This is a genomic window from Aquimarina sediminis, assembly GCF_002895435.1.
Taxonomy (GTDB): Bacteria; Bacteroidota; Bacteroidia; order Flavobacteriales; family Flavobacteriaceae; genus Aquimarina; species Aquimarina sediminis.
The window spans coordinates 56,412-68,901 of the sequence record NZ_POYJ01000005.1; the positions used below are offsets into that span (position 1 = coordinate 56,412).

Genomic DNA, 12,490 nt, shown 5'->3' on the forward strand with positions numbered 1-12,490 from the left:
ATACTATTTAATAGTAACACATTCAAGAAAGACTCGCTTTAATTTGTTGAATCAGAATGACATGTTTGTCATTTGAAAGTGTTTTTTTATTTTTTTGAGGTCTCTTTTTTGACGTTGGTCGAAGAAGTTGGAAGATATTTACGAATTACTTTTTTTACTATTTTAGGGTCAATAGGTTTTGATATAAAATCATTACATCCAACTTTGAAAGCAGTTAGGATATCATCTTTGTTTGCATGAGCAGTTTGTGCAACAATAGGAAGTTCTGGGTGTATTTTTTTGATTAGTTTTGTCGCAGCATATCCGTCCATTTTTGGCATTCTAATATCCATAAAAACCAAATCTATTTTATTGTTCTCTTCACAAAATGAAACAGCTTCTTTTCCATTTTTAGCACGATAGATACCAAAATGATAGTTTTTCATTTTGAGAAGTATGGTTTTTAGAACCAAAAAATTTATTTCACCATCTTCAGCAACAAGAATTATATGTTGTTTGGTCTTTGTAACACCAGAAATAGTATTTAATACATTAGTATCATAATTTGGATTACTATTCTTATATGTATTATAGGGTAGCTCAAGTCGAAAAGTAGATCCTCTGTTAGGGATTGAGGAAAAAGATAACTGACCTCCCATCAAATTAATGTTTTCTTTAGCAATGGTGAGTCCTAATCCTAAACCTCCATATTTTTTAGATATTAGATTTTCTGACTGAGAAAAGCTTTTAAATATAATTTCTTGATTCTTTGGGGTAATGCCTATTCCCGAATCCCGAACTGTGATAACTAAAGAATCACTATGTATTCCAAAAGAAATTAGGATAGCCCCTCTTTTGGTATATTTGATTGCATTTTCAATTAGACCATTAATAATTTTATGAAGTTTTGATTTATCAATTATGGCATGACATTGATTATTTGCAATATTATTATTGAGTATTAGCGATATTCCTTTACTTTTTGCCTTTTCATCATATAGCGAAAAAGTGGTGTCAATAACTTCATATAAATTAGTTTTTTCTGGGTTAAGCGTTATTTGCTTGGTTTGTAGTTTTGATATTTCTAGTACGTTATCTAGTGTGTTAATTAATTGTTTACTACTATTAACAATTAATTGAGAGTATGTTACTTTTTCTTGATGGGTCGTATCAGATTCTTTTAAAAGTCTCGAGAAACCGATAATACTATTTGTTGGCGTTCTAATTTCATGAGATATATTATTGAGAAATGCTGTTTTTAATTGATTGTCCTTTTCTGCAATATCCTTAGCCGTTTTTAAGGCTTTGGTTTTTTGGTGTACCATACAGGTCAAGTAGAAGTTTATGTCTACTATTATTATAATACCCAGTAGAATTATAAAAGTAAGAATAACTAAAAAATTAGCTTTTTTGTAAAAAGGTTTTGTTTGTGTATATAACCAGTTTTCTACTATATTTTGTTTTTCATTATCAGAAATACTATAGACTGCTTTTTGGATTATTTGGTTTAAAAATTTGTTTGATTTATCAACTGCAATGCTGGGAACATAAGAGTACTTTGTTTCTGATACAATTTTAATATTATCTAAGTTTCTGGATTTTATTAAAAAATTAGCTACTGTTTTTGGACCAAAATAGGCACCTATTTTTCCTGTTTGAACTTGTTGAATACACTGGACTTCATTTGGATAGGTTTGAAGTATAATTCTAGGAGCTTTTTTACGCAGATATTCTTCTGATGAATACCCTAGTGGAACAGCAATTTTTTTTTCATAAAAATCATCCAAAGTAAGTCCTGTAGGGGTATCTTTTGAAGCAACAATAACAAATGGAGTGGTAAAAAATTTGGTGTAAAAATTTAAGTATTGATCGCGATCCCAGGTTTGCTGAGCCTCAAGAATCATATCTACCTCTTTGTTTTTTGCATCCTTTACTAGGTCAGACCAATTAGAATAGTACTTTCTCTTGAATTTATGATCTATTTTACTCTCAATGAGGTTAAAATACTCCATAAAAATACCTTCGATTGTATTGTTTTCGTTTATAAACTGGTACGGCGGATAATATGGAAATAATGCAATTGTAATAGAATCATTTTGTTTTAACCAGCTCGTTTCTGTATCTGATAATATTTTTTCTTCTGAGCAAGAAAAAAATATAATTGAATACAGAAATAAAAAAAGAAGTAAACGAAGTGTTTTTCTATTGTACATTTAGATAAAATCTTCTAAGGCAATGATAATGACTTGGTTAAAGATAGTGTAATATTAATATTCTTAAACTAAAATTAGAAATAATTTAAGTGTCTGCTAAATGATACTGATTACTTTTTTATTTCTGTTCCATCAGGAAATAAAGCAAAACGTCCTTTGGTAGGGGAGTGCACATGATCATGACTAGCCCATGGCCAGCCACCAAATTCTGTTTGTTGATATTCTGATATTGCCTCTCGTATTTCAATCTGACTATTCATAACAAAAGGACCATGTTTTACAACAGGCTCATTAATGGGCTTACCTTGTAACAATAATAAATGACCTTCTGTATCTCCATTTTTGAGTATAAAATCTTGATCAGCATTTAGAATAATTTCATGATTGACAGGGATAGTATACCCTTCGGAAGTAACATCATTTCCTTTAAAGAAGTATAAGGATCTATTGATACCCGTTGTTGCTTTAGGAAAAGAAAAAGAAGCATTGGGCTCCATTTTCATAGTCCATATTGCTACTTCATTTTTAGAATCGGCTGCCCACGAATCGGGAGCAGGTGATGTTGCTATCTTACCTTTTAATTCTCCCGCAATTATTGTAATCTCTGTAGTATTATTATTGTTATCTCTTACACTAATTACAGGGATTTCTTCGTTCCAAAGCATTTTGAAGTGCGGATCTACCATTTTTTTATTTCGGGGCAGGTTAAGCCATATTTGAAACAATAAAAATGGATTGTCTTTTTCTGTATTTAGCAAAGGAAACATTTCTGAATGCTGAACACCTTTACCAGCAGTCATCCATTGTACATCCCCATTGCCAAACCGTCCAGCAGCTCCTAAGGAATCAGAATGGTCAACCAGCCCTTTCTGAACTATAGTAACGGTTTCAAAACCACGATGCGGATGAGCAGGAAACCCTGGGATTTTGGTGCCATGGTACATTCTCCATCCGTCTTTAGGGGTAAAATCTTGACCAATGTTACGACCTTCTAATGAGACGCCTGGACCAAGTTTTCCGTTTCCTTTTGGGTAATTATCCTCATGATACGCACAAAACAAAAATGGATCAGTAGTTTCCCAAGGGAAACCTAAAGGTTTTATTTTAATGATAGCAGACATAGTTTAGTATTTTGATCCTTTATTAATATGAGTAGATGAGTTAGTAATAAATGCTCGTATATCATCATTTGCCTTGATCAAATCCTCATTACGAAGATACATCATATGACCACTACGATATCCTTTAAAACTAAGACGGTCTGTGAGTTTTCCATTAGCATTTAATTGCCACATTATATATTTGGCATTAAAATAAGTAGTAGCGCCATCATAATAACCTGACTGTATCATTGTATGTAAATTAGCATTCATCGCCATAGCATTTCTTAGGTTTTCTCCTGTACGATTATCAGACCTGTCCCAAGGTCTCACAGGACCAAACATGTTATATTTTAAGTCGGTTTTAAATTTAAGTTCTTGACTATAATAATAGTTTATTGCTGGAGTAAAAGCATGGAGCCATGATGTTAACTCACTATTATAATCAGGATTATCTCCTGCTTCTTTTATGTCCATTCCTTTATACCGAGAATCCAATCGACCTATAGTAAATCCTTGTTTATCTCGTAACAAGTCTTTCCAGAAATAAGCTTTTGGGATTTCAAGATTATGCTGTTGTATTGTTTTTTGAGAAAGACCGGAGTAATAAGCCATTTTATTGATGACTTCTTCTTTTTTGGAAGCATCCAAATATCCACTTTTTACAATTGCAGGCAGTAACTCATTTATAGTATACTTTTCAACTTCAGGAAGTACATCTAGTAAATCTTTGTTCTGAAGCTCGGGAGGTAACATTTTGTGATACCATGCTGCGGCTGCAAAATATGGTAATCTGTTCGCAACTTCTACAGGTCCTTTAAATTTGAAGCCAATTTCTGTGGGAGAGACTAATATTACCCCATTAAGATACATCCACTGCCGGTTTTGCAATTCTAGCGCTAGACCAGAGACTCTGGTGGTTCCATAGCTTTCACCAATAAGATACTTTGGTGATCGCCAACGATTATTTCGGGTTACAAAAGTATTGATCCAACTGGCAAGATATTTTACATCTGCATTTACTCCAAAAAACAATTTTTTTTCAGGCATCTTACCATCTTTTCTAGGCACCATTCTCGAATATCCTGTATTAACAGGATTTACAAAAACGATATCAGCTACATCCAATACAGAATTTGGGTTGGATTTAATACCATATGGTTGTACAGGAAACCCTTCGTCATCAATTTTAAGAATTCGCGGACCTGTATAAGCTATATGCATCCAAACTGATGCAGACCCCGGACCACCATTAAACGAAATCAATAATGGTCGATTTTCATCATTTTTAATATCTGTCCTCTTATAATACGTATAGGACAAAGAAGCAATAGGCTCTCCTGATGTATTCCATACAGGTTGAAACCCTACAGTAGCTTTGTACGGTATTGTTTTTCCTTTAATAACGGTTGTGTGATTGGTTACAACGGTAGTATCGATAGGAGTTTTTACGTCTTGTGCTTTCACAGAAAGTGAAAAAACAAGTACTATGATGTATATGAAGAATGTGTTTTTCATTTTTTAGTTATTGTAGTTTTTAATTTTAGTTGTTAAGGGCGTTTTGAGCAATTTTCTTTAATTTTTGATCTATAGTCTTTTTAGAAATCCATATCCCTCTTACCATAACTCCAGAAACTTGTTTTAAAGCTTGAATGTTTTCTAATGGGTTAGTATCTAGTACTACTAAATCGGCATCTAGCCCTTCTTTAATTTGCCCAAATGTATCTTCTTTATTTAAAAAGACCGCAGGTCTTATTGTTGCAGATTGCAATATATCTAAAGGTGTTAATCCAGTTTTTATCATTCCATCGATTTCATGGTGAATCGAAAAACCTGGAACGTTGAACAATTGAGGAGCATCTGACCCTAATAATACTTTATGTCCGCTATCATGCAATTTTTTAAGAAGTATTCTTCTTATACTAATAAACTGTTGCCATTGTTTTGTGTTGAAATTAGGATTTTCTTCAGTGTATCTATTTTTTCTTTGTTTCCAGTTTTCTAGAGTTGAAGCTGGCATATATACCATCTCAGGATCTTTTAACAACTCATCTGCAGAGATAGGAGCAAACCACCTTTCGAATAAGCTTTGAGTAGGAACTATCCAAACGTTATTGTCAAAGGCTAATTGGACTAACCCATCTATTTTGGTAGTATCGGCAAGTTGAGTAAAATTATAGCCAAAGAAACCATTGTCTTTGGGATTTACATTTTCAGATTCAGGAACTAATCCTTCCAAAAAACCATCGATATGGTCAATAGAGGCATATTTACTTTCCATTGCATGCTTAATACCTACATCAACAGGAACATGTCCTGAAAAAGGAATACCTATTTCATGAGCAGTTTTTACTATTTGATCAAATACATCTTTGGTTATACCAGGATGGATTTTTAAAAAATCATACCCTTCTTTTTGATAGGCAGTTATTTTGGCAATAGCTTCTTCTTTGGTTTTTACAGAATTTCCATTAAGTGAAGGGCTTGAAGTAAAAATTCTTGGACTAATTATTTTTTTTGATACAGCATGTTGCTTAAGCTCCAGATGAGAAGTATGACCCAGCATGCCACGTATTGTTGTAATCCCATTTGAAAGATACAGGAATAAAACTTCCTTAATACGTTCTTTGGATACAGGAGGTCGCGGTATATGGGCATGCATTTCCGCTAAACCTGGAATGATGTATTTTCCTTCTGCATTAATACTTGTTGTATACTCTTCTGGATTTTTTATAGTATTCGTAATTTTTTTAATTTTTCCAGAGTCTACTACTATTTGTTGTTTTTCAATAACAGTACCTTTATTTACATCAATAACAGTAGCATTGGTAATTAAGATTGCTGTTTTACTAGTTTGTTTTTGGGGTTGCGCACAGGAGTTAAGTAATACAAAAAGGAATACAAATAAAGACGTTCTCATCGTTTGAGTATTAAAATTTATAAACACCCCAACCAATATGGAAGTAATAATATGTTTGCGCATGACGAGTTATTTATAAAAACCGAAAATAAGGATTTATCTCACAAAATATCTTAAAGTGGTGTTAAGGGGAAAAATGTGTTAATAACCTGTGATACTGGTGATAGCGTATTTAATTTTTACCTGTTATTTCTAGACTTTATATTGGCAGAACAAAGTCTAATAACCTCTTTAATACGTTTATCCCGTGTTTCTTGGCGTTTAGCTTGATTAACCCAATATAAGTAGTTTTTACGATATCCTTTTGCAAAGTTTTGAAAGTTGTCAAAGGCTTTTGTGTTATGATCAAAAGCTTGTTGAAGGTCTTTAGGGATGATACCGTTTTCTACATCATCCAGAGCGACCCACGAGCCATTCTTTTTTGCATTTTCAATGCTAATTAGCCCACTTGGCTGCATGAGGTTATTCTTAATAAGATCTATGATATGATTTTTATTGACTTTACTCCAACCACTTTTGGGTTTACGTGGGCAGAAATACTGCCTGCGACGTTGATTATCTAATCTTTTAACCGTAGAGTCTATCCATCCATAACATAGCGCTACTTTTACAGCTTCTTCCCACCTCATACTTGGTTGTTTGCTTTCTACTTTATAAAATATTAGATATACTCCTTGGGATTGATCATGATTATCATGAAGCCATATACGCCACTCCTGGTCATTTTTAAAATACAATTCGGGTTTATCTATCATAAGAAGTATCTGAGTAAATTTAGTTTTTGAAGGTAATAATTTTTTTAAATAGAACATATCTTCAAAATATAGCTAGTTTTCTTTTTGATGATCTGCTTTTTTTTAGTTTTGCATTCTTAAAATTTGAAGATATGATTTCTGTAGATGGTATTGCAGTAGAGTTTAGTGGAGAAACATTGTTTAGTAATGTTTCATTTGTTATTAATGAAAATGACAAAATTGCTCTAATGGGCAAAAATGGTGCGGGGAAATCTACAATGATGAAGATTATTGCAGGAGTACAAAAAGCAAATCGAGGTCATATTAGACGTCCAAAAGAAGCCGTAATAGCATATTTACCCCAACATCTGTTAACAGATGATAATTGTACTGTATTTGAAGAAACTTTAAAAGCTTTTGGAGCAGTCTTGGGGATGAAAGAGGAAATGGATCAATTAAACAAAGAACTAGAAACTCGCACAGATTATGAATCCAGTGAGTATATGGCAATAATCGAAAAAGTAACAGATCTGGGAGAGAAGTTTTATGCTATAGAAGAAGTGAATTATGATGCCGAAGTAGAGAAAGCATTAAAAGGGCTTGGGTTTAAGAGAGAAGATTTCACACGACCGACTAGTGAATTTAGTGGTGGGTGGAGAATGCGTATAGAATTGGCAAAAATATTGCTGCAAAAACCCGATTTGATTTTATTAGATGAGCCCACAAACCATGTAGATATAGAATCTGTTATATGGTTAGAGGATTTTTTAGTTAATAAAGCTAAGGCAGTTATCGTTATATCCCATGATAAAACCTTTATAGATACAATTACAAACAGAACCATAGAGGTGACTATGGGAAGGATTTATGATTATAAAGCACATTATTCTCATTACCTGCAATTGAGAGAGGAAAGAAGAGCTAATCAAATAAAAGCATATCAGGAACAACAAAAATTTATAGCAGATACCAAAACATTTATAGAACGATTTAAAGGTACGTACTCCAAAACCAACCAGGTTAACTCGCGAGAGCGTATGTTAGAAAAATTAGAGATTATAGAGATTGATGAGATAGATACTTCCTCTTTGAAACTTAGGTTTCCTGCATCGGTAAGATCTGGAGATTATCCTGTGATAGCCAAAGATTTGTCAAAGAGCTATGACGATCATGTGGTGTTTAGAAATGCTAATTTATCCATAGCTCGGGGAGAGAAAGTATCTTTTGTAGGTCGTAATGGTGAGGGAAAATCAACCATGATTAAAGCAATTATGGGAGAGATTGATTATGAAGGGGCTTGTGATCTGGGACATAATGTAAAAGTTGGATATTTTGCACAAAACCAAGCAGCATTACTAGACCAAAACCTTACTGTATTTCAGACGGTAGATGAGGTGGCAGAAGGAGAGGTGAGAACCCAGATCAAAAATATTCTAGGGCAGTTTATGTTTGGTGGTGATGATATTGATAAAAAAGTGAGTGTCCTCTCAGGAGGAGAACGAACACGATTAGCAATGGTAAAGCTACTGTTAGAACCTGTTAACCTTTTGATCCTGGATGAGCCTACGAATCATTTAGATTTAAGATCAAAGGATGTATTAAAAGAAGCATTATTAAATTTTGATGGAACCCTAATTCTGGTTTCTCACGATCGTGATTTTTTACAGGGATTATCTCAAAAAGTATTTGAATTTAAAGATAAAAGAGTGATCGAACATTTTGAAACCATTGATGATTTTCTTTCCAGAAATAAAATTGAAAACCTTAAAGAGATAGATCTTAAGTCTTAAAATGTGTTAATTGGAATAAGTTAGGCAATAGAGACACTTTTTTGAGATAGAATACAGAGCTCAAGTCATGTTATGAATCTGGTTTCACTGGAAACAGGGTGAGATAACAAGTATATTATTCTTTTTTTTGTTATGTACCTAATTTTGCATTTTATCAAATTATAAAATGGAATGTAGGTGGTAATAAATCGGGTATAAAGAATACACGATGTTTTTAGAATATAAAGCTAACATAAAGGATATGAGGATTTTTGCGAATCACCTAAGTAGGTTTACTATGCTGTTTTTTATTCTTGTACTTTTTTTTAGTGGGAAAAAATATCAATACATTACTGATATGAATATTATAAGAGGGCTAGCGCCTGCTATTTCCGAATTTTCTGATCTAGAACAAAAACTTATTACAAGAGTAGCTAACAAAATAGAGAATAATGGATTTCCGATTGATCTAATAACACGAGTTCATCTCAAAAATAAAATTCAGAATGATAAAAATTATTATTCTGAGAACGAGATTACATTTTTTATAAACCCTGGAGTTTATAAACAAGATCAATTTAATTGGGGAATTGAAACAATTAGTATAAGATGGGAAGACCCTAAAGTTGTTAGGACACCAGAAGGAGGTATAGAATTTGAAGTGGGGCGTAGAATAAAGGTAGAAAACCTAGAAATGAACCTTTACGGGATGCAGGATTCTTATGTTAATGGTAAGTTTTTAAAAAACCATGATACTATTATAAAGAGAATAAATGATGTCCTGGTTGTTAGTGAATTAGAAGATCTCAAATATTTTGCTTCCAGAGGGATACCAGAACTACTTAAAAATTATTTGATTGTAATCAATTCGAGTAATGAAGGTGAAAATACATTTGAAATGACTATTAGAAGAATGGATAGTGATTTCATCGACCCTAGTTGTTCAGAAGTTGTGAAGCAATATCACTTAAAAATAAACCTAAAAACATATACTATAAAAGTATTGGATAGTTTTTACCCGGGATTTTATCCTAGTCCGGTTTCAGCACCTTCTATACCTTCTATTAAAAAGAAAGGTTAGAGATATACTTCTTTTCAAAAGGATAAGAAAGAACTCCTTTATCGATTTTATTCCCGAACTTTTGTTTTCAATACTAATAAGGGGTATACCAAAATTACTGTTGACATAGGGTTGTCAACCCACCATTTTATCTTTATTCTTAAATCAATAAAATTAAAAATGGAAAATAATAAAATCAACTTTATAGAGCTTCAGGCTTTAGATTTAAAAGAAATCAAAAAGTTTTATGGAAACACTTTTGGTTGGACCTTTACAGATTATGGTGATCAATATGTTGATTTTCATGATGCAGGGATTTCAGGAGGGTTTGCTAAAGTTAAAGAAATCAGCACTGGAGGAACTTTGGTGGTTCTATATCATGAAGACTTATCATTAGCTTTAGGAAATGTAATAAAAAATGGAGGGAAAATATCTAAAGATATATTTTCTTTTCCGGGAGGGAGAAGGTTTGAGTTTCTAGACCCAAGTGGAAACCAAATGTCAATATGGTCTGATAAATAGATATGATTCATATATCAATGATGACTTGATAATAATATGGTTTTTAAAAATTATATAAATGCACCTAATTAGTATGGATAAATAATAAAATACAATAATGACAAAAACATTAGTCGTAAGCTACGCACCAAGAAAAGGTTCTTATACAAAACAGTTAGTAGATGAGTTTATAACACTTTCTCAAAATAAAACAGAGATTTCATTTTTAGATTTGGTGACCTCTCCACCTGATTTACTATTAAGCGATAACCTAAACCTAATATTGTATGGAGAAGAACCTAAGTATACCGAAGAGGAAAAAGAAAGGCTTTCAAATCATTTTATGTTAGTACAGCAGGTTCTGGATACAGATCATATTGTGTTGGCATCTCCAATGTACAATTTTTCTCTACCCGCTACTGTTAAAGCATGGGTTGATAATATTGTGGTTATAAATAAGACATTCTCAATAAGTGAAGATGGAATCTCGCAAGGGTTATGTAAAGGAAAAAAAGCTCTGATTTTGGCTGTAGCAGGAGGAGATTATTCAGAAGAAGAGGCTAAAGAATACTTTTCTCCAGCTATTAAAAGAAACTTTGAATACATAGGAATCCCTTCTGAGCAAATCTCTGCTTTTGGAATAGACCAATACCCGAATAAAGTGGATTCAATTATTTCAAAGGCAAAACATGAAATTCATGAAGTAATCAAACGATGGTATTAATACTTCATGGTTTAACATAATCGTTTGTTGATTTAGGGCGCATAAAAGCAAAATTTTATTATTAATGATTTAAATTTGTATAAGGATATACATGGCATATTTGGCATGTATATCCTTTGTTTTATAGTAAACGTTAATCATGTAAAAAAAATGATAATACATATCAAGATTCCTCAAGTCAAGTTACTTTTAGTAATTAGTTCTATATTTTATTTGTGTTCCTATTTAGGATATTGCCAAGAGAAAAACAATTATCAAATTGTAGTGCAAAACAGTTGTAGTGCAATCAAGAATCAAGGTAATTCGGGAACTTGTTGGAGTTTTGCATCTATATCTTTTATTGAATCAGAAATCAAAAGAACTCGCAATCTTGATGTTGATTTATCCGAATGGTATATTGTAAGAAACATTTATCCAGAAAAAATAAGAAACTATATTAGAACTCAAGGGAATACATTTATTTCTCCGGGAGGGCAAACACAGGATGTATTATGGGTAATAAGGCATAAAGGCATAGTGCCAGAAAAAGTATTCTCCGGCCCTCAAGAGGATGGCGTATTTAATTCTTCTGTTATAGACACTTCAATTACCGATTTCTATAAGGTTCTAAAATGGGACGATAATGGTTTAATATCTACCAATTGGGAAACTAAATTGGATTCTATTTTGAATGCTGATTTGGGAAAAAAACCTTTTGATTTTAAGTATGACCAACAGTTATACAATCCTATAAGTTTTAGAGATTTTTTAGAGATTAATGTAGATGACTATATCCAAATCACTTCGTTTAACCATCATGACTACTATAAGCCTTTTAGTCTAGAGACAAGGTTTAATTGGTCTTATAGTAATTACATGAATTTACCTATTAAAGAATATATTGATGCATTAGATGCGGCACTGCTGAACGGGTATACTGTGGCTTTAAATATCGACGTTTCTGAGAATAGTTTTAAACGAGCAGTCCTAGGTACGGGAGTGGTAGAATCGAATCATCAATTTGTCGACCAAAATATTAGGCAGAATTTATTCGAAAATGGAAAAACTCGTGTTGACCACATTATGCATATTGTTGGTATTGTAGAAAAGGATAAAAGAAGGTATTATCTTACTAAAAACTCATGGGGTGAGATAGGTCCACTAGATGGTTTTTTGTTAATTTCTCAGGATTATGTAAAATCGAAGGCAATGAGTTTAACTATGCATATTGAGGCTCTACCAATAGGAATTCGCAATAAAATTTAGGCACCAACCTCTTCTTTAAAATTTCTATGAACAAACAACAATAAGTACACCTAGTCTTATTGTATTAAAGCATGACCAAATTTAATTATAGTAGCATGCCAAATCAAGTGTGTTGTCTATCTAGTTATAAGAACCATCTCGTTCTTATAACTAGATAGACAACGTCTAAAATAACAATGGTTAAAAAAAACACTTTTCTTTTTGAAACAACAAAAAAACAACCATTCTTAAAACTTGATCTGGCA

The 12,490-nt window shown here is 32.5% G+C and carries 10 protein-coding genes; 5 read left to right on the top strand and 5 right to left on the bottom strand.

Annotation, left to right across the window (positions count from 1 at the left end; translation table 11 throughout):
- Positions 1–86: 86 nt before the first annotated feature.
- From C1X07_RS12775 to C1X07_RS12795, 5 genes are all read right to left on the bottom strand, one after another.
- Positions 87–2,192, bottom strand: coding sequence for a response regulator (locus tag C1X07_RS12775; RefSeq protein ID WP_103070420.1), 2,106 nt, complete (start codon positions 2,190–2,192; stop codon positions 87–89).
- A gap of 110 nt (positions 2,193–2,302) precedes the next feature.
- Positions 2,303–3,313: a pirin family protein gene (locus C1X07_RS12780; RefSeq protein ID WP_103070421.1), complete on the bottom strand. Its 1,011-nt coding sequence runs from the start codon at positions 3,311–3,313 to the stop codon at positions 2,303–2,305.
- Positions 3,314–3,316: 3 nt separating this feature from the next.
- Positions 3,317–4,810: a S10 family peptidase gene (locus C1X07_RS12785; RefSeq protein ID WP_103070422.1), complete on the bottom strand. Its 1,494-nt coding sequence runs from the start codon at positions 4,808–4,810 to the stop codon at positions 3,317–3,319.
- A 25-nt stretch (positions 4,811–4,835) separates the two neighbouring features.
- A complete protein-coding gene (locus C1X07_RS12790; protein WP_103070639.1) occupies positions 4,836–6,212 on the bottom strand; it encodes an amidohydrolase family protein in 1,377 nt (458 codons plus the stop codon).
- Positions 6,213–6,391: 179 nt separating this feature from the next.
- Positions 6,392–6,967, bottom strand: a complete 576-nt coding sequence (locus tag C1X07_RS12795) for a YdeI/OmpD-associated family protein (protein WP_103070640.1) — start codon at positions 6,965–6,967, stop codon at positions 6,392–6,394.
- A 131-nt stretch (positions 6,968–7,098) separates the two neighbouring features.
- Between C1X07_RS12795 and C1X07_RS12800 the strand changes: the two genes are divergently transcribed.
- The 5 genes from C1X07_RS12800 (at position 7,099) to C1X07_RS12820 (ending at position 12,245) form a co-directional block, all read left to right on the top strand.
- The gene (locus C1X07_RS12800) at positions 7,099–8,736 is read left to right on the top strand and encodes an ABC-F family ATP-binding cassette domain-containing protein (protein WP_103070641.1); all 1,638 of its coding nucleotides are present in this window, start codon (positions 7,099–7,101) and stop codon (positions 8,734–8,736) included.
- A 337-nt stretch (positions 8,737–9,073) separates the two neighbouring features.
- Positions 9,074–9,796 (top strand): hypothetical protein, encoded by a 723-nt coding sequence (locus tag C1X07_RS12805; protein WP_128755272.1) that lies wholly within the window; start codon positions 9,074–9,076, stop codon positions 9,794–9,796.
- A 159-nt stretch (positions 9,797–9,955) separates the two neighbouring features.
- Positions 9,956–10,297, top strand: a complete 342-nt coding sequence (locus C1X07_RS12810) for a VOC family protein (protein ID WP_103070424.1) — start codon at positions 9,956–9,958, stop codon at positions 10,295–10,297.
- A 97-nt stretch (positions 10,298–10,394) separates the two neighbouring features.
- Positions 10,395–11,000, top strand: coding sequence for an FMN-dependent NADH-azoreductase (locus tag C1X07_RS12815; protein WP_103070425.1), 606 nt, complete (start codon positions 10,395–10,397; stop codon positions 10,998–11,000).
- Positions 11,001–11,150: 150 nt separating this feature from the next.
- Positions 11,151–12,245 (top strand): C1 family peptidase, encoded by a 1,095-nt coding sequence (locus tag C1X07_RS12820; RefSeq protein WP_164914156.1) that lies wholly within the window; start codon positions 11,151–11,153, stop codon positions 12,243–12,245.
- Positions 12,246–12,490: the final 245 nt, after the last annotated feature.